Origin of the sequence: Shinella sp. G-2 (assembly GCF_050172695.1) — a bacterium.
In the GTDB taxonomy this organism is placed as follows: domain Bacteria; phylum Pseudomonadota; class Alphaproteobacteria; order Rhizobiales; family Rhizobiaceae; genus Shinella.
The window spans coordinates 185,310-202,468 of sequence record NZ_JBBEYH010000001.1 but is presented as its reverse complement, the minus strand read 5'-3'; the positions used below and the strand labels follow the sequence as shown (position 1 = coordinate 202,468).

General features: G+C 63.3%; 18 protein-coding genes. 6 read left to right on the top strand and 12 right to left on the bottom strand.

The window, feature by feature from the left end:
- Positions 1-47: 47 nt before the first annotated feature.
- The 6 genes from V8U06_RS00980 to V8U06_RS00955 are packed head-to-tail and all read right to left on the bottom strand — an operon-like array spanning position 48 to position 4,206.
- Positions 48-2,240 (bottom strand): DDE-type integrase/transposase/recombinase, encoded by a 2,193-nt coding sequence (locus V8U06_RS00980; protein ID WP_427139117.1) that lies wholly within the window; start codon positions 2,238-2,240, stop codon positions 48-50.
- Positions 2,237-2,410, bottom strand: coding sequence for a hypothetical protein (locus V8U06_RS00975; RefSeq protein WP_427139116.1), 174 nt, complete (start codon positions 2,408-2,410; stop codon positions 2,237-2,239). The genes V8U06_RS00980 and V8U06_RS00975 overlap by 4 nt, the downstream gene beginning before the upstream one ends.
- Entirely contained in the window at positions 2,407-2,553 is a 147-nt protein-coding gene (locus tag V8U06_RS00970; RefSeq protein ID WP_427139115.1) for a hypothetical protein, read from the bottom strand. Before V8U06_RS00970 ends, V8U06_RS00975 begins: the two co-directional genes overlap by 4 nt.
- Entirely contained in the window at positions 2,550-3,008 is a 459-nt protein-coding gene (locus V8U06_RS00965; RefSeq protein WP_427139114.1) for a hypothetical protein, read from the bottom strand. The genes V8U06_RS00970 and V8U06_RS00965 overlap by 4 nt, the downstream gene beginning before the upstream one ends.
- Complete coding sequence (locus V8U06_RS00960; protein ID WP_427139113.1) at positions 3,008-3,904, bottom strand: ParB/RepB/Spo0J family partition protein; 897 nt, start codon at positions 3,902-3,904, stop codon at positions 3,008-3,010. The genes V8U06_RS00965 and V8U06_RS00960 overlap by 1 nt, the downstream gene beginning before the upstream one ends.
- Positions 3,901-4,206: a helix-turn-helix domain-containing protein gene (locus V8U06_RS00955; RefSeq protein ID WP_427139112.1), complete on the bottom strand. Its 306-nt coding sequence runs from the start codon at positions 4,204-4,206 to the stop codon at positions 3,901-3,903. Before V8U06_RS00955 ends, V8U06_RS00960 begins: the two co-directional genes overlap by 4 nt.
- Before the next feature lie 256 nt (positions 4,207-4,462).
- Between V8U06_RS00955 and V8U06_RS00950 the strand changes: the two genes are divergently transcribed.
- Positions 4,463-5,161 (top strand): S24 family peptidase, encoded by a 699-nt coding sequence (locus V8U06_RS00950; RefSeq protein ID WP_427139111.1) that lies wholly within the window; start codon positions 4,463-4,465, stop codon positions 5,159-5,161.
- A gap of 7 nt (positions 5,162-5,168) precedes the next feature.
- Positions 5,169-5,609 (top strand): hypothetical protein, encoded by a 441-nt coding sequence (locus V8U06_RS00945; RefSeq protein ID WP_427139110.1) that lies wholly within the window; start codon positions 5,169-5,171, stop codon positions 5,607-5,609.
- Positions 5,610-5,746: 137 nt separating this feature from the next.
- Here V8U06_RS00945 and V8U06_RS00940 read toward each other — a convergent pair whose 3' ends face one another.
- From V8U06_RS00940 to V8U06_RS00915, 6 genes are all read right to left on the bottom strand, one after another.
- Positions 5,747-6,364 (bottom strand): AAA family ATPase, encoded by a 618-nt coding sequence (locus V8U06_RS00940; RefSeq protein WP_427139109.1) that lies wholly within the window; start codon positions 6,362-6,364, stop codon positions 5,747-5,749.
- Positions 6,365-6,536: 172 nt separating this feature from the next.
- Positions 6,537-7,682 (bottom strand): iron-containing alcohol dehydrogenase, encoded by a 1,146-nt coding sequence (locus tag V8U06_RS00935; RefSeq protein WP_427139108.1) that lies wholly within the window; start codon positions 7,680-7,682, stop codon positions 6,537-6,539.
- Between the two features lie 5 nt (positions 7,683-7,687).
- Positions 7,688-9,067, bottom strand: a complete 1,380-nt coding sequence (locus V8U06_RS00930; RefSeq protein ID WP_226918464.1) for an aldehyde dehydrogenase family protein — start codon at positions 9,065-9,067, stop codon at positions 7,688-7,690.
- A gap of 119 nt (positions 9,068-9,186) precedes the next feature.
- Positions 9,187-10,557 carry a glutamine synthetase family protein gene (locus V8U06_RS00925; RefSeq protein ID WP_427139107.1) on the bottom strand — a complete coding sequence of 457 codons (1,371 nt, stop codon included), beginning with the start codon at positions 10,555-10,557 and terminating at the stop codon, positions 9,187-9,189.
- Positions 10,558-10,664: 107 nt separating this feature from the next.
- Entirely contained in the window at positions 10,665-12,248 is a 1,584-nt protein-coding gene (locus V8U06_RS00920) for an amino acid permease (protein ID WP_226918462.1), read from the bottom strand.
- A 118-nt stretch (positions 12,249-12,366) separates the two neighbouring features.
- On the bottom strand, positions 12,367-13,128 hold the full coding sequence (locus tag V8U06_RS00915) for an N-formylglutamate amidohydrolase (RefSeq protein WP_427139555.1): 762 nt from the start codon (positions 13,126-13,128) through the stop codon (positions 12,367-12,369).
- 174 nt (positions 13,129-13,302) lie between these two features.
- Between V8U06_RS00915 and V8U06_RS00910 the strand changes: the two genes are divergently transcribed.
- The 4 genes from V8U06_RS00910 (at position 13,303) to V8U06_RS00895 (ending at position 17,157) form a co-directional block, all read left to right on the top strand.
- On the top strand, positions 13,303-14,196 hold the full coding sequence (locus tag V8U06_RS00910; protein WP_427139554.1) for a MurR/RpiR family transcriptional regulator: 894 nt from the start codon (positions 13,303-13,305) through the stop codon (positions 14,194-14,196).
- Positions 14,197-14,295: 99 nt separating this feature from the next.
- Positions 14,296-15,402, top strand: coding sequence for an ABC transporter substrate-binding protein (locus V8U06_RS00905; protein WP_427139106.1), 1,107 nt, complete (start codon positions 14,296-14,298; stop codon positions 15,400-15,402).
- Positions 15,403-15,487: 85 nt separating this feature from the next.
- Entirely contained in the window at positions 15,488-16,378 is an 891-nt protein-coding gene (locus tag V8U06_RS00900) for an ABC transporter permease (RefSeq protein ID WP_226918459.1), read from the top strand.
- Positions 16,375-17,157: an ABC transporter permease gene (locus V8U06_RS00895; RefSeq protein ID WP_226918458.1), complete on the top strand. Its 783-nt coding sequence runs from the start codon at positions 16,375-16,377 to the stop codon at positions 17,155-17,157. The genes V8U06_RS00900 and V8U06_RS00895 overlap by 4 nt, the downstream gene beginning before the upstream one ends.
- The last annotated feature ends 2 nt before the right edge of the window (positions 17,158-17,159 follow it).

Sequence of the window (17,159 nt, the reverse complement as noted above, 5' to 3'; positions counted from 1 at the left end):
GATCTTCAGTCCCGCCCCGCTGGTTGCCGCCAGCGGGGCGTTTTCTTTCAGGTACGCAGTCCCGGCGCCTGATCGCCGAAGTCTTCCCACATGGCCCGCTGCGCCTTGTATTCGGCGCTCTCGCGGTACGATCCGAGCCAGATGAGCTTGTCTGCATCGACCAACTCGCCCGCTGCATGGCGCTGCTCGATGTCGAGCGCGGCGCGGAAGCGCTGGGCGGATGTGGGTTCGGTGCGAATGGGGGTGACGTTGGCCGCGGGCCGCTGCGGAGCGAGGTCCGCAAGCACGATCTCGCGCTGGGCGTCGCTGGCGACGGAGGCCGCAGCCTTCGGGCCGGGCGTGATGTCGAGTGCGGCCGCAATCTGCGGGGTCTCGTGCCGCTCTTCGCGCTTCGGCAACGCGATGACGTTCGGAATGTCGCGGGCGGCAACCGACAGGGCGCGTTCGTAGAGCGCCGGTCCCTTGGCGATCTCGCGCATGCCTTTGCGGATCTCCGACGTCTTCTCCCGGATGATATCCGCCTGCAGTTCCTTCTGCGCTTTCACCCACGTCTCAGGATGGATACCAGCCAGCTCGGCGCAGATGGCCTCACCCAAATAGGTGCCGCCGTCGAGCGTGAAAGCGTGCACGCGGCCCATGTCGTTCGGATCGCGGCGGACGAAGACGTCGGTACCGGGCAGGATCGTCGCGGCGATATAGTGGTAGTGGTCGATGCGGATGCCGAACTTCGTCACGCGGCGGTGACCATCGTTCCCGGCAACCGGCATCAGCAGAACGTCCAGGGCGCGTTCGTCGATCGTTCGGATCGGCGCTGTCGATGACGCGGCAACCTGGAACGGTGTGCGGCCGGCAAGGCCGGCATGCGGTTCGTGCTGGTAAATCGTGGTGGCCCAGCGATCGACGGCTTCCTGCAGCTCTGCGCCCGAGAGGGCAACGCCGAAGGTCTCTGCATCGTCCTGGCCGAGACGGGCAGCGAAGCTCTTGCGGTCTTCGATCGCCTTGCGGTCGGTGACGTTGTGGCCGACGTATCCCGGCAGGAGCACTGCGAACTTGTGCTGGAAGGTCTTGATCATCCGCTCGACATGCCCCTTCTGCTCGGGGCTGTAGGCGTCCGAAATCACGGCTTCGATCGCGACCGAGGCGAAGAGCCGTTTCGTGTCGCGGGCAACGAAATCCGAACCGTTGTCCGTCTTCACTGCGTCAGGCTTGCCCCAGGCGAGGATTGCCTTTCGCATAAGCAGTGCGACGGCGGAGGCGCGCGGGGTCTTGGAGACGTACCAGACGGACCGGCGTGTCGCGATGTCGATACAGCAATAGATCGAATGGCGGCCGTCGGTGCAAAGCGCGTCCACCGGCGAGGCGTCGATCTGCCAGAGGGCGTTCGGCTCGGTGATGTGGCGCAGGGTGCCGACGCCGGACAGCGCCATCGTCGAGCGGAACTTGTCGGGATTGGTGAGCTTCGTCAGCTCGACGGCGTGGCTCTCCTTCAGCACCTTCAGGAAATGCTGGAAGGTGCGGATCGGTGGCAGGTCGATCGTTTTTTGAACGCCCTTCGAAACCACCTCCAGGGTGTCACCGAACTCATAGCGGCACTGCGTCCGCACGTCCGAGGCCGCCAACTGCGGGGCCTTGGCGACCAACGCCAGAAGGAAGTTGCGGACCTTGCCGTCATTGGCGATGTCGAGAACACCCGTGCCGGCGCGCGCCTTGGAGCGATCGACAGCAAGCGCGTTCTGCGCGCCCGCGTTCTTGAGGGAGCGCCAGCGAGCGAGCGTGCGCTTGGAGACGCAGGGGACGACGTCCTTGACCCAATCGTCCACCTTGATCATGCCCAGCTCGTAGCGATCGCAGAATATCTGCATGCAGGCGCGCTGGTGCAGACGCATGCCGCGGCTAAAGCGATCGAACGCGCCGAGCACTGCGAGCCGCGCATCGCGTTCCATGGCGGCGCGATTGCTGACGGTGGCGGGCGCCGGTACCGACGCCGAGGCCTCGGCCTCCGTGGTCTCCGTGCCGACAACCATGTGCCGCTGCAGATAGGCGACCTGGGCGAGCGTCGGCAGCAGGCGGTAATCGTACTCCATGCCGCCACCAACCGCGGCGCGGTCACGGACATAGCAGGGATGCGTGTTCCAGTTTTCGCGTTTGGCGAGACGGATGACGGCGCTCTCCGATGTCGGCAGGTCGGGAAGCTGCTGTTCGGCGATCTCGCGGGCGGTGAGCCAGACCTTCATGCTCATTCTTCCCCCCGGAAGGTGCGGCGGAGATCGTCGACAAGCCACGCAATGATGCTGCGCTGGCCGGTGAGATGGACGGCGACAAGAGTGGCGCTGAGGGCCCAGACGGTGGTGATGGCGAGCATCACCAGCATCACGACCTCGCGCTCCGTCAGTTGGATGGCGCCGGTCATCGTGCGATCCTCGCTGCCAGGATGAGTTCGGAAATCTCGCCAGCACCGAGGCACACGACCGTGGTGAAGAGCGCTATGGCGACGACCGCGGCGATGTCCTCCCGGTCGAGGTTGAGCAGTTCTCGGAACAATTCCCTGATCAACGGTTTGCCCTCCATTCGGCATCCGCGGCCTTCTCCTCCCGTTCCAACTGGTCGCGCAGTTCGCGTGCCCGTTCACGGCGGAGGAGTGCTTCGTATTTTTGGGGGACGACGATGAGCCCAGCCTCTTCCAGAAGCGTGTTGAAGGCCCGGGCGTCGCCGGTGACGATCGCCAACGCCGCGAGGCGCAGGGCGGATATCGAATGCTTTTCGCGCGCCTGGCTGGCATAGGCGTCCAGCATGGCCTTGGAGACGTCGGTCTTCGTGACCTCGGTCATCTCGGCGGCGATCTCGTCACGAGACTTGCCGCTTGCCTCCATGGTCCGCGCCACCGCCTTCGCCAGTCGACCGGCCAGCGACCAAGCCTTGACGTCCTCGCCGTCGAAGCGATCGACGACGGGAGCGGGCTTGAGATCGCTGAAGAGATCGACCGTGAAAGGGTCGCGCTTGCGGGTCATTAGTTGCTCCGCTTCGCGCGCCAGCGCTCGATGGCGGCCGCATGGACGTCAAAGAACCGCTCCTGCTCCGGCGGCCGTAGCGACGTGAAGCGTTCCGAGAAGCGCTCCCAGGGAGCGAGCACCGGAGCCGGAGCGGTCCCGTCGATGACGTAGATGGCCCCGGCCACGCTGCTGGCGCCGGCAGGCTGAGACAAGAGCAGGTCGGCGATCGCTCCCTGCCGGTCCGCCGTCTCGGCGGCCAGCGCCAGCAGTTCGGATTGATTGTCGGCGATCGAATGGAGCGCGATGCGATCGACAACGGGAGCGTCGATCTTGGCGATGCGCAGGTAGCGTTTGACGGCTTCTTTGTTCAGACCAAGGGCGCGCTGGGCGGCCTCCGAGAAGGTGCCGGAGAAAAGCTCAGCGTGCTCTTCAAGGCTCTCTTCCGAATTAGGGTCAAACTTGACCCTAATAGATTTCCGGCCGGGCCGGATCATGCCGGTCGTCGTCTCGTAGATCGCTCGCCAGGACGCGACGTTCACGGCGCGGTCAAGAACGCTGAGTTCCCGGCGCATGATCTGCGCGGAAATCTGGCGAAGGCGAAGAGCCGCGTCCGAACCGAACTGCGCGGGCGACTGAACGAGGGCGTCGATGTAGACGTGGCCGAGCTGCTCGACGGCGAGCATGCGACGAAGGCCCTTGATGAGCTGATACCGCCCGCCGAGGTCGACGACCTGGATGGGCGTGTGGTGGCCGCGGTGCATCATGTCCTCACGCAAGGCCGCAACCCAATCCGGGTCAGGCTTGCGGTGATTCGGCGCGACGTCGATTGCGGCGATTTCGATCGTTTGCAGGCTACCGGTGGTAGGCTGCGGAGCGATGTTCACGTCCTGCGAGATTTTAGACAGCGCATTCATGCGAGGCTCCGCGCGCTGTCAATGCCGCGAGGGGTTTTTGCGCTATCGCGAGCTGTCTTCTTGCTGGTAGTGTTTCCCTCGTCGTGACGGCCGAGTGTGTAGGCGTCCGGGAACATATCGCGGAATGGAACGCCAAGGGCTTCGGCAATAGCCTCAGCGCCTTTGCGGCTCGCTCCAATGATACCCTGGCGGCAAGCGCTCTCGTTGAGGCCCTTATCGCGTGCGATCCCCGTCAGCGTTTTGTTCTGACGGAGCAGCTCGTCTTTGATGGCCCGGCGATCCCACTTCTTCGTGGTCGTCATGATGGCTCCCTGTTTTTTCTGACCTCTGCGAAAGGTCGTTGGCCTGGGTGTCGGTGTTCAAACGGCGTTCAAACAATGTTGCAACACGATTTTGCGCAATAGCGCGAATAAGTCAACCGTATTGCGCGATTTCTCGCGTCAGACTTTTTCGCTTTGCGTGAAGTCCACAAATGTCAGGCAAGCCATTGAATTTGCGTTCGAAAGAGGCTGATTTCGGTGGATTTCTCAAGTCTGACGAGGGGTCAGAGTTACACAAATGCCCAATACGACTTTCGCGCAGCGGCTCGAAATCGCGCTATCAGGGACAACAATTCACGCATTTGCGAAAAAAAGTGGGGTCGGCGATTCGACGTTACGCCGATACCTGGAAGGCTCGATGCCGGGGCTAGACAAGCTGCAGGCGATCGCAGAAGCTGCCAATGTAACTTTAGATTGGCTGGTATCTGAGCGGGGCCCTATGCGTCTGGACGTTGATTTCCAAGGTGGTCCGGTCTCATTGACGCTTGAAGAGCAGAAGCGGATGGCAGAGGCCTATGAGGAATGGGTCTGGCTGCCCGTACTTTCGGATGTGAGGCCATCTGCTGGACCTGGGGCCTTGGCTCTCAACGAACAGCCGACTGATTTCGTTGCCTTTAATGAGCGGTGGCTGCGGCAGCAGGGCATTACTCCGAGTGGAGCGCATATCCTCCCGATCAAAGGGGACAGTATGGAGCCGACATTGCGTGACGGCGATGTCGTCATCGTCGACACGACGATTGATCAGGTCCGAGATAATGCGATCTATGTTATTGTTTACGCGGGAAATCTGCTCGTGAAGCGAGTTAGCCTGATGCGCAACGGGTCGGTCACACTCGTTTCAGACAATCCGCGCCATCCGCCGGAAACGGTGCCGCCGGACGAAGTTCCCGACCTGCAAATCGCGGGCCGCGTAATGTGGTTCGGCCGAACTATATAGGTCTTCAATGCGCCGCTACGTGTTTGTATTTGCTTCTGTTTGCGCAGTCCTGACGGGCTGTAAGCCCTTCGGCTCGCAGGTCCTCACAGCCTGCGAGGATGCCATCAAGCAACGACTTCGCTCACCCACCTCATACGACCGGGTATCGCTCCGGGAGACCGAGGAGCAGATTTCTCGGCGGGAGGACGTCGTCTTCAAATTCCGTCGACAAGGCTATTCCGCCGAGGAAACCGCCGTTTTCATGAAAGAGGTCGACGCAGCGCCGGAGAAGGTGACGCTGTACGCGAAGACCATCGAATATGACGCGAAAAATGCATTTGGCGCGCCCCTCCGCAACCGGACGACGTGCGAATATTTTACGATCGACGGCAAGGAAGACGCGGCCTTGGCGAGTAACGTAACGCTCGACGGAAAAAGCCTCGCTGAATGGAGCGCGTCTGGGGGCTAATTGTGCCATTTGAACTTGCGCGACGATTTTTCCCCGTATTCCGCGCTATCACGCTCAAGCGCCTGATCTTCCGGGCCTCTCCCGCCAATTCCCGTTAAATCCCGGATATTCCCGTAAGTGCCATGTGATCTTGCGGGTTACAGCACGGCCTTTTCGAGATTGCTCACCCGCCCCTCGCCCATCGTATGGAGCGTGCCGCCGGTCTCGAACATGTCGCGGAAGGCACTGCGCTCGATGAGAGGCGTCGGGACGACGGGGATTTTCGCCGCGTCGAGCATGACCTTCACATTGCGCAGCGCACGAGTCGTGACGAGCGGGTTGACGCGGGAGAGCACGACGGCGCGCTCGATCGGCATATGTGCATTGGCGCTGACGAGATCCACGAGTTCCAGCACATGAGCGGCCCCGCGGCTATCCATGGCGCAGCCCTGCACGGGCACCAGCACGAGATCGGACACGCCTGCCGCCAGCGCCACCAGCGCGTCGCGCGCGCCCGAGAAGTCGATGACGATATGGTGATGCCCGGCGCGCAGCGCCCGCAGATGCGTGGCAAGATTGGAGGCGGCGATGGTGTCGACCAGCGTCAGCGCCTCGCCCAGGCGGGCTGCCCGCGCCCAGCTCGCCGCCAGCTTCAGCTCGTCGCAATCGAGAAGCGCCGTGCGCGCGCCGCGCTGCACGAGTTCGCTCGCCAGCAGAACCGCCGCCGTGGTCTTGCCCGAGCCGCCCTTGGCGTTCGCTATCGATATGACTGCCATAACCCGTACCGCCGCATCAGACTGGCAGGATGGGCCGGGGAACGGCGCAAATCATGACAGTCGCATGACATTTTGATGACCACCATCATGCGACGCAATCCGTAACAATTATCATAAAAAAGAAGGGTGGCGATCGGCCGATCGCCACCCCTCGCATTTCAGGCCGCCAGGCTCAGATGCATTCGACGAAGAGGCGCTTGGCCGCCTCGAGCGTCAGCTCCACCGGATTGCCGCCGGCCGTCGGGTCGACGATGGCCATTTCGGACATTTCGTCGATCCGGTCCGTGCCGACGCCGAGCGCCGAGAGCTTGTCCGGCACGCCGAGTTCCTCGCGCAGGCGCAGCACATAGTCGAAGAAGCCGTCGAAGCCACCGGCGATGCCGAGATAGGCGGCGGCGCTGGCGATCTTCGCCTCGATGGCCGGGCGGTTGAAGGTCAGCACCGGCGGCATCACGACGGCGTTGGTCATGCCGTGGTGCGTGTTGTAGATCGCGCCGACCGGGTGCGACAGCGAATGGATCGCGCCGAGGCCCTTCTGGAAGGCGACGGCGCCCATGGCGGCGGCCGACATCATATGAGCGCGGGCCTCGATATCCGTGCCGTCCTTGTAGGCGCGCGGCAGGTATTCCTTGACGAGGCGCATGCCTTCCAGCGCGATGCCCTGGCTCATCGGATGGTAGAACGGCGAGCAATAGGCTTCGAGGCAATGGGCGAAGGCGTCCATGCCCGTACCCGAGGTGATGACCTTCGGCATGCCGACAGTCAGTTCCGGGTCGCAGATCGTCACGGACGGCAGGATCTTCGGGTGGAAGATGACCTTCTTGGTGTGCGTCTCGGAATTGGTGACGACGGAGGCGCGGCCGACTTCCGAGCCGGTGCCGGCCGTCGTCGGCACGGCGACGATGGGGGCGATGCCGGCCGGATTGGCGCGGGTCCACCAGTCGCCGATATCCTCGAAGTCCCAGACCGGGCGCGTCTGGCCGGACATGAAGGCGATGGCCTTGCCGAGGTCGAGGCCCGAGCCGCCGCCGAAGGCGACGACGCCGTCATGCCCGCCGTCCTTGAAGGCCTTCACGCCGTCGGCGAGGTTCTTGTCGGTCGGGTTCGGATCGACTTCGGCGAACATCGCCCGCCCGAGGCCGGCGGCCTCCAGGAGATCGAGCGCGTTCTTGGTGATCGGCATCGTCGAAAGGCCGCGGTCGGTGACGAGCAGCGGCTTCTTCATGCCGACCGCCTTGCAGTGGTCGGCCAGTTCCGAGATGCGGCCCGCCCCGAACTTGATCGCGGTCGGGTAGCTCCAGTTGGCGGTGATGGTCATGCGCTTCAAGCTTTCCTGAAATGGTAGGATTTCGGTCGGGTGAGGTTATGGAAACCGATGACGGAGAGCGAGCCGCCGCGGCCCGTTTCCTTGACGCCGGTCCAGCAGAGCGCCGGGTCGAGATAGTCGGCGCGGTTCTGGAAGACGGTGCCGGTCTCGAGGTCGCCGGCGATGCGGGCCGCCCGTTCGCTGTCCTTCGTCCAGAGCGAGACGGTGAGACCGTATTTGCAGTCATTCATCAGGGCGAGCGCTTCCTCGTCGCTCTTGACCTTCATGATGCCGACGGCCGGGCCGAAGGTCTCCTCGGTCATGAACTCCATCGAATGATCGACATCGACGAGAACCTGCGGGGCGACATAGGCGCCGCCGTCGTCGGCCGGGAAGAGCTTGGGATCGACGAGCGCCTTCGCGCCGCGCGAAACGGCATCGGCGATCTGGGCGCGCACCGTCGCGGCGAAGCGCTTGTGCGCCATCGGGCCGAGCGTCGTTTCCGGATCGAGCGGATTGCCGAGCTTGTAGTTGGAGACCCAGGCGACGGACTTCTCGACGAAGGCGTCGTAGAGCTTCTCGTTGACGTAGATGCGCTCGATGCCGCAGCAGCACTGGCCGGAATTGTAGGTCGCGCCGTCCATCAGCGTGTCGACGGCGGCGTCGAGGTCCGCGTCTTCCATGACGTAGCCCGGATCCTTGCCGCCGAGCTCGAGGCCGACGGGCGTGAAGGTGCCGGCGGCGGCGCGCTCGATGGCCCGGCCGCCCTCGACGGAGCCGGTGAAGTTGATGAAGTCGAACGAATTGGCGGCAATCAGCGCCGAAGTCGTGTCATGGTCGAGGAAGACGTTCTGGAAGACGTCTTCCGGCACGCCTGCCTCGTTGAAGGCGCGCACGAGGCGCTCGCCGACGAGCAGCGTCTGGGCGGCATGCTTGATGATGACGACATTGCCGGCCATCAGGGCCGGTGCGATCGTGTTGATCGCCGTCATGTAGGGGTAGTTCCATGGCGCGATAACGAAGACGACGCCATGGGCTTCGCGTTCGATGCGGCGCTCGAAACGGTCGCTGTTCTCGATGACGATGGGCGCGAGCGAGGAGCCGGCGATTTCGGCGACATAGTTGGAGCGCTCGTTGAAGCCCTTGAACTCACCGCCGTAGCGCACCGGGCGGCCCATCTGCCAGGCGATTTCCGGCACGATCTCGTCGGCCATCTCGTTGACGCGCGCGACACCCTTGAGGACGAGCTGGATACGGTCTTCCAGCGGACGCTTGGCCCAGGCCTTCTGCGCCTTCTTCGCGCGGGCGACGACGGCCTGCGCGGCGGCCAGCGGCATCGCCTCACGCTCGGCGTAAACCGAGCCGTCCACGGGGGATATGCATTTGATCACAGTCATGATCGACTTCCTGTTTCCGATATGAAGTTTCGCGCCGGACAATAGCCGGTCCTGCCGCACAGCAAATATCCCTGGAGGGTTATTCGCCGGGGCAGGTTCAGCCTTGGCTGGCAGCAGCCTTACGCTCTCTCGAAGCCGCGCGCCACCTCCCAGTCGGTGATGCGGCGGTCGTACTCTTCCTGCTCCCATTCGGCGGCGCGGACATAGTGATCGATGACGTCGTCGCCGAAGGCCTCGCGCAGCATCCGGGACTCCTTCAGGGCCGCCGCGGCACCGCGCAGGGTCTTCGGAATCTCGCGGATATCCTTGCCGCCATAGGCGTCGCCCACGAAGGGCGCTTCCAGTTCCAGCTTGCCCTCGATGCCGGCAATGCCGGCGGCGAGCAGCGCTGCCATGGCAAGATACGGGTTGAGGTCGGAGCCGCCGACGCGGCATTCGATGCGGATGCCCTTGGTGCCCTCGCCGCACAGGCGATAGCCGGCTGTGCGGTTGTCCTTGCTCCAGACGGCCTTGGTCGGCGCGAAGGTGCCGGCGACGAAACGCTTGTAGGAATTGATGTAGGGCGCGAGGAAATAGGTGATCTCGCTGGCATGGGCGAGCAGACCCGCCACATACATGCGCATCATCTCCGACATGCCGTATTTGGCGTCCTTGTCGAAGAACTTCGCCTCCTTGCCGTCCACGCTCCACAGCGACTGGTGGATATGCGAGGAGGAGCCGGCGGCGTTGTAGTTCCACTTGGCAAGGAAGGTCACGGCCTTGCCGCGCTGCCAGGCGATTTCCTTGGTGGCGTTCTTGATGATCGAATGCCGGTCCGCCATCGCCAGCGCGTCGGCATAGCGCACGTTGATTTCCTCCTGGCCGGCCGAGGCCTCGCCCTTGGAGTTCTCCACCGGAATGCAGGCGCCCTGCAGGCCGTTGCGCAGCGCGCGCATGACGTCCTCTTCCTTGGTCGTCTGGAAGATATGGTAGTCCTCGTTGTAGCCGGAGGCGAGACGCAGGTCCCGGTAGCCGCTTTCGCGTGCGTCGTCGAAGCTCTGGTCGAAGAGGAAGAATTCGAGTTCGCTCGCCATGAAGGCCTTCAGGCCCATGGCCTCCAGCCGCTTGACCTGCTTTTTCAGGATGGCGCGTGGCGAATGCGGCACTTCCTCGTGGGTGTGGTGGTCGAGCACGTCGCAGAGCACCAGTGCGGTGCCTTCGAGCCACGGCAGCTTGCGCAACGTCGCAAGGTCCGGCTTCATCGTATAGTCGCCATAGCCGGCCGCCCAGCTCGTTGACTTGTAGCCGGAGACCGTATCCATCTCCATGTCCGTCGCCAGCAGATAGTTGCAGCTATGGGTCTCCTCATAGGCGCTTTCGACGAAATACTGCGCGTGGAAACGTTTGCCCATGAGGCGGCCCTGCATATCGACGAGGCAGGCGAGAACGGTGTCGATGCGGCCTTCGGCGACATCCTTCTTCAGATCATCGAATGTGTAAGTCGTGCTCATGGTGTTTCGGTCCTGGAGTGGTGTCCGGCGAAGCTCTCGCCGCGGTCGGAAATTGAACGGTCGAAATGAAAACGGGGGCCGCATGCGCGGCCCCCGCGCTGGAAAGATCAGGCCTGGCCGACAGCCTTTTCGGCGGCGGCGATCTCGGCCTGGCGACGGGCGACTTCGTCACCGATCGGCGGGCCGCGGAAGCGACGGCTTTCGAGGCCGAACCAGATGATCGCGGTCAGGACGAGGAAGCCGACGGTGATGTAGAGCGCCCAGTCGTTCGGCGGCTGGATGCCGAGGATGAAGATCAGCGCCATGGCGATGATCGACAGGATCGCGAACAGCTTGAACATGCCTTCGCCGAGGTTCCACGGTCCCATCTTGTCCCACTTCGAGGTGCCCCAGGCGAAGAGGCCGAGCGCGATCGGGATCGCGAAGGAGAAGAAGAGGAAGATGACCGTGCACGAGACGACGACGGTGTAGACGGGCGTCTCGCCGATGGAGACGAGCGAGGAGCCCCAGACGAACAGCACCGACAGGATGGAACCGGTCCAGATGGCGGCGACCGGCGTGCGGTAGTTCGGGCTGACCTTCGACAGGCCGCGCGAGAACGGCAGGCCGCCGTCACGCGAGAAGGCGAAGATCATGCGCGAAACCGAGGTGACGGTGGCAAGGCCGCAGAGCCACTGGGCGACGAGGATCGCGAAGTAGAGGACGTCCTTGATCGTCGGATTGACCTGCGTGTCCATGGCCCAGAAGAAGACGTTCCAGCCCTGTGCGGCCGCGGCCGTCATGCCGTCCGTCGTGGTGCCGTCGGCATTGGCCACGGAACCCGGGATCATCAGCACGAAGGAGCACAGCATGATGTAGCCGAACAGCGCCGACCACAGCACGGAGGAGACCATGCCGCGCGGCACGGAATGCGCCGCCTTGACGGTTTCTTCCGACGTATGGGCCGAGGCGTCGTAGCCGGTGATGGTGTAGATCGGCAGGAGAAGGCCGAGCAGGAACACCCAGGTGCCCGAATTCTCAGGCCAGACATTGCCGCCGGCCGCACCCGAGAAGTTCGAGAAGGTGAAGAGGCGGGCGATGTCGTAGCTGTCGGCGGCGGCCAGGCACACGATGGCGAGCGCGATGGACGTCGCGAAGATCAGATAGCCGGAAAAGTCCGTCAACCGCGCGGTGAGGCCGATGCCCATGTGGTTCACGAGCGCCTGGGCGCCGGTGATGATCGCCAGGAAGATGATGCGGGTCGTCGTGGTGTCTTCCAGGGCGAAATACGGCGTGCCGAACGAGCCCATGAAGAAGTAGTAGGTGCCGACATTGATGGCGCCGAGAACCGTGACGAGGCCGAGCAGGTTGAACCAGGCGGTCAGCCAGCCGGTGAAGCGGTTGCCGAGGATGGAACCCCAGTGATAGAGGCCGCCGGCCGTCGGATAGGCCGAGCTGATCTGTGCCATGGCGACGGCGAAGACGAAGGAAATGAAGCAGCCGACCGGCCAGCCGATACCGATCGCCGCGCCGCCGGCGCCAGAGGTCGCCTGCGCGAGGGAATTGATGCCGCCGGAAAGAATGCAAATGATCGAAAAGGAAACGGCGAAGTTCGAGAACTGGCTCATGCGCCGCTCGAGTTCCTGCGCGTATCCCATGGAATGCAGGACCTGCATGTCCTCATGTTTATCGTTATCGGAATAATCTGACATGTTTTTCCCCTGTATCGACTGGTCCCTGGCGGAATTGCCGAGGGCCGCCTGTGTCTGAGGCCCATGAAATGCATGGGATATGCGCCGCGGGCATGCCGCTCCCCGGGTCTTTTTCTGATTAGGCGGCGGGAAGGCTCTTGAGGAGCAATCCTGCCAGATAGTCGGCCACGACCCTTTGATCGACTTCGTCTCGGATGAGGTCGTTGCGGACCTCGATCATTACATTGGCAAGGCCGTTGGAAAGGCCGTGCTCCTTCAAGGTGTGCGTCACGCCGTCCTCAGGCCCGTAGGGCTCGTTACGGCGGATGTCGTAAAGCCCGCCCGTGCCGGCCTCGGCAAGCATGGCGTCGGCAAGGCGCGTGTCGGCATCATGCAGAATGCCGATTTCGACCGCGCGCGGCTTGCCGAAATAGACCGGCGTGAAGCTGTGCATCGTCACGATGACGGGCGCCCTGCCCTCGTCCGTCCGCTCCTTCACCAGGCGGGAGAGCTTTTCCCGGAACGGCAGGTAGAGGGCCTGCGTGCGGGCATCGCGCGCCGCCTGGTCGAGCCCGGCATTGCCGGGAACGTCGAAGACCTCGCTCTTTTCCGGCATGGCGGCGGGCGATTCCGGCGGACGGTTGCAGTCGTAGACAAGACGGGAAAAACGCTGGAAGACCAGCGTCGCATCGAGGCTTTTCGCCATCATGCGCGATACGGCGAGCGCACCCGGATCCCAGGCGATATGGCTCGCCAGCGCCTCGCTGGACAGGCCGAGCGTGCCGAGCGATTTGGGCAGAAGGCGCGATGCATGCTCGCAGACCAGGATGACCCGACCGCGCGCAGCAGCATTCTCAAGGGCGACGGGGTCGCCCTCCTCTCCAGTCAGAATTCCCATCAGCCTGATCCCCTCGACCGGCTTTTATCATTAATGAAAAGAATTCTTCACAGTTTTGCCGCTGTCAACGGGGTTGTGAAAAAATCTCTTCAAAAAATCATTTGACTCGAATTGTGACAGCGATGTTTAATTTTCAAAACTCCGGCAAAGACCGGAGCGCAGGGGAACAATTTGACGCTGAACCAAGCATCCATGACGGTGTCGGATGTGATCCATGCTCATTTCGATGCGTTGACGCGCGCCGAAAAGCAGCTGGCCACATCGCTGCTCGACAACTATCCCGTCTCCGGCCTCGGTAGCATCACGACGGTGGCCGAGAACGCCGGCGTGTCGACGCCGACGGTTGCACGCATGGTGCAGAAGCTCGGCTTCCGGGGCTTCCCGGATTTCCAGGCCCGCCTGCACCACGAGCTCGAGGCGACGCTGTCCAGCCCGATCACCAAGCATGACCGCTGGGCCGCCAATGCGCCCGGCACGCATATCCTCAATCGCTTCGCCGATGCGATCATGACCAACCTGCGCCAGACGCTGGCGCAGCTCGAGACCCCGGAATTCGATGGCGCGGCCGCCCTTCTCGCCGACCGCCAGCGCAGCATCTACATCATCGGCGGCCGCATCACGAAGGCGCTCGCCGACTACCTCTTCACCCATCTCCAGGTCATCCGCCCGAACGTCACGCAGATCGCCTCCAATCCGAGTTCCTGGCCGCACTACGTGCTGAACATGAAGGCCGGCGACGTGCTCGTGATCTTCGACATCAGGCGCTACGAGCAGGAGATGGAAACGCTCGGCCGCGCCGCCCGCGAGCGTGGCGTGGAGATCGTGCTTTTTACCGACCAGTGGGCCTCGCCCGTCGCGAAGGCGGCCGCGAAGGTGTTCCGGGTCCATATCGAAGCGCCCTCGGCATGGGATTCGTCCGTCGTGACGCTGTTCATCGTCGAAGCGTTGATCGAAGCCGTCCAGAGTTCGGGCTGGGAGGAAACCAGCGGCCGAATGAAGACGCTGGAGGGCCTCTTCGAGGCCAGCCGGCTTTTTCGCAAACCCCGGCCGGAGGTCTCCGGCAAGCCGTGACAGCAAAACGAAAAAACCGAAACAAAACTGTCACATAAGCTTCATACGCCACAAGTAATCACCTCGCCGAAATGCCTGACACACAAAAGGAGAACACCCGTGATGTCACATACGAAACGTCTGCTTTCGCTCTCCACCGCCATGGTGATCGCCACCACCTCGCTCGCCTTCGCTGAGCCGAGCGCCGAGCTGATCGAAGCCGCCAAGAAGGAAGGCATGCTGACGACGATCGCCCTGCCGCACGACTGGTGCGGTTACGGTGACGTCATCGCCTCCTTCAAGGCGAAGTATCCGGAAATACAGGTCAACGAACTGAACCCCGACGCCGGCTCGGCTGACGAAGTCGAAGCCATCAAGGCCAACAAGGACAACAAGGGCCCGCAGTCGCCCGACGTGATCGACGTCGGTCTCGCCTTCGGCCCGCAGGCCAAGGCCGAAGGCCTGCTGCAGCCCTACAAGGTCTCGACCTGGGACGAAATTCCGGACTCCGTCAAGGACGCCGAAGGCTACTGGTACGGCGACTACTACGGCGTGATGTCCTTCCTGGTGAACAAGGACCTCGTCGCCAACACGCCGAAGGACTGGGCCGACCTCCTGAAGCCGGAATATGCCGGCCAGGTCGCTCTCGCCGGCGACCCGCGCGCCTCCAACCAGGCCATCCTCGGCGTTCTCGCCGCCGGTCTCGGCAAAGGCGCGAAGTCCGGCAAGGAAGCCGGTGAAGCTGGCCTTGCCTACTTTGCCGAAATGAACAAGGCCGGCAACTTCGTTCCGGTTATCGGCAAGTCCGGCACGCTCGCCCAGGGTTCGACCCCGATCGTCGTCGCCTGGGACTACAACGCGCTCGGCTGGGCCAAGACCCTCAACGGCAACCCGCCGACGGAAGTCGTCGTTCCGGCAACGGGCGTCCTCGCCGGCGTCTACGTTCAGGGCATCTCGGCCTATGCGCCGCACCCGAACGCTGCCAAGCTGTGGATGGAGCACCTGTACTCCGACGAAGGTCAGCTCGGCTGGCTGAAGGGCTATTGCCATCCGGCGCGCTTCAACGCCATGGTCAAGGCCGGCAAGGTTCCGCAGGACCTGATCGACGCCCTGCCGCCGGCAGAATCCTATGAAAAGGCCTACTTCCCGACGCTCGAGGAAGTCGACGCCAACAAGGCTGCCGTAACCGGCGCATGGGACAGCGTCGTCGGCGCGAACGTGCAGTAAACGACATCCTTCGTCGCCCCGGCTCTCTGGCCGGGGCGACGATTGCGGTATGCCAATGACGGCAACCCCACCCGAGGTTTTCTTAATGTCATCAGACAGTTCAGCCACCAGACAGCCGACGCGGGAGCCCTTCCGCCTCCCGCTGCATTGGCTCGGCGTGGCGCCTTTCGCGATCTTTGTCCTGCTGTTCCTGGTCATGCCGACGATGCGTATCGTCCTTGGCGCGTTCCAGACGCCGGAAGGCGGCTTCACGCTGGACAACATCCGCGGGCTGTTCACGACGTCGATCCTGTCGGCCTACTGGATCTCGATCAAGATCTCCATCGCCTCGGCCCTGCTCGGCTGCCTGATCGGCTTTGCGGTCGCCTCCGCCGTGGTGCTCGGCGGCCTGCCGAAATGGATCCGCGGCCCGCTGCTGACCTTCTCGGGCGTTGCCTCCAACTTCGCGGGCGTCCCGCTCGCCTTCGCCTTCCTCGCGACCCTCGGCCCGGTCGGCCTTCTCACGGTGTTCCTGAAGACCCAGGTCGGCATCGACTTGCGTGCACTCGGCTTCAACATCCTGTCCTTCTGGGGCCTGACGATCACCTATCTGTTCTTCCAGATTCCGCTGATGATCCTCATCATCACGCCCGCGCTCGACGGCCTGAAGCGCGAATGGCGCGAGGCGGCGCAGATTCTCGGCGCGACCAATGCGCAGTACTGGCGCATGGTCGCCTTCCCCATCCTGCTGCCCTCCTTCCTCGGCACGCTCGCCCTGCTCTTCGCCAATGCCTTCGGCGCCGTCGCGACCGCCATCGCGCTGACCGGCTCGTCGCTCTCCATCGTGCCGATCCTGCTCTTCGCACAGATCCGCGGCGACGTTCTCGGCAATCCCCATCTCGGCTATGCGCTGGCCTTCGGCATGATCGTCGTCACGGGCATTGCCAACACGATCTACATCTGGCTGCGCGCCCGCAGCGAAAGGTGGCTGAAATGAAGAAGTTCTGGGCCTGGGGCGCCCTCATCTTCGGGCTGCTCTATTTCATCCTGCCGCTGCTCGGCATGACGAACTTCTCCATGAAGATGCGGCGTGGCGTCTACTCGCTGGATGCCTATGCCGTCGTGCTCGGCGATCCGCGCTTCCAGGAGACCTTCACCTATTCGGTGCTGATGGCGCTCGCGACCATCGTCTTCGGCGTCCTGCTGGTGGTGCCAACCGCCTATTGGGTGCGGCTGAAGATGCCGGGCCTTCGCCCCTATATCGAATTCATCACCCTCCTGCCGCTGGTCATTCCGGCCATCGTCATCGTCTTCGGCTATATCCGCCTCTACAACACGTCGAGCTGGCTGCCGCTGACCGGCACGACGACGGGCACGAACATTCTCTTGATGTTCGGCTATGCGACGCTGGCCCTGCCCTACATGTATCGCTCGGTCGATACGGGCCTGCGCTCCATCGACATCGCCACGCTGACGGAGGCGGCCCAGAGCCTGGGCGCCGGCTGGATGACGATCCTTGCGCGCATCATCCTGCCGAACGTGCTGGTCGCCGTGCTCTCGGGCGCCTTCCTCACCTTCGCCATCGTCATCGGCGAGTTCACCATGGCCGCCCTTCTCAACCGTCCGGCCTTCGGCCCCTACATGCAGCTTCTCGGCGCCAACCGCGCCTACGAGCCGGCTGCGCTCGCGGTCATGTCCTTCGCCTTGACCTGGGGTTGCCTCGGCCTGATCCAGCTTGTTTCCCGCTTCCAGAAGGGCGCGCAAAGCCCCGCCTAAGG

Coding starts and splice junctions, on each gene's coding strand:
- V8U06_RS00945 (WP_427139110.1), top strand. CDS start 5,169: ATGCGCCGCTACGTGTTTGTATTTGCTTCTGTTTGCGCAGTCCTGACG.
- V8U06_RS00925 (WP_427139107.1), bottom strand. CDS start 10,557: ATGAGCACGACTTACACATTCGATGATCTGAAGAAGGATGTCGCCGAA.
- V8U06_RS00940 (WP_427139109.1), bottom strand. CDS start 6,364: ATGGCAGTCATATCGATAGCGAACGCCAAGGGCGGCTCGGGCAAGACC.
- V8U06_RS00935 (WP_427139108.1), bottom strand. CDS start 7,682: ATGACCATCACCGCCAACTGGAGCTACCCGACCGCGATCAAGTTCGGG.
- V8U06_RS00930 (WP_226918464.1), bottom strand. CDS start 9,067: ATGACTGTGATCAAATGCATATCCCCCGTGGACGGCTCGGTTTACGCC.
- V8U06_RS00980 (WP_427139117.1), bottom strand. CDS start 2,240: ATGAGCATGAAGGTCTGGCTCACCGCCCGCGAGATCGCCGAACAGCAG.
- V8U06_RS00975 (WP_427139116.1), bottom strand. CDS start 2,410: ATGACCGGCGCCATCCAACTGACGGAGCGCGAGGTCGTGATGCTGGTG.
- V8U06_RS00965 (WP_427139114.1), bottom strand. CDS start 3,008: ATGACCCGCAAGCGCGACCCTTTCACGGTCGATCTCTTCAGCGATCTC.
- V8U06_RS00960 (WP_427139113.1), bottom strand. CDS start 3,904: ATGAATGCGCTGTCTAAAATCTCGCAGGACGTGAACATCGCTCCGCAG.
- V8U06_RS00900 (WP_226918459.1), top strand. CDS start 15,488: ATGTCATCAGACAGTTCAGCCACCAGACAGCCGACGCGGGAGCCCTTC.
- V8U06_RS00955 (WP_427139112.1), bottom strand. CDS start 4,206: ATGACGACCACGAAGAAGTGGGATCGCCGGGCCATCAAAGACGAGCTG.
- V8U06_RS00920 (WP_226918462.1), bottom strand. CDS start 12,248: ATGTCAGATTATTCCGATAACGATAAACATGAGGACATGCAGGTCCTG.
- V8U06_RS00895 (WP_226918458.1), top strand. CDS start 16,375: ATGAAGAAGTTCTGGGCCTGGGGCGCCCTCATCTTCGGGCTGCTCTAT.
- V8U06_RS00950 (WP_427139111.1), top strand. CDS start 4,463: ATGCCCAATACGACTTTCGCGCAGCGGCTCGAAATCGCGCTATCAGGG.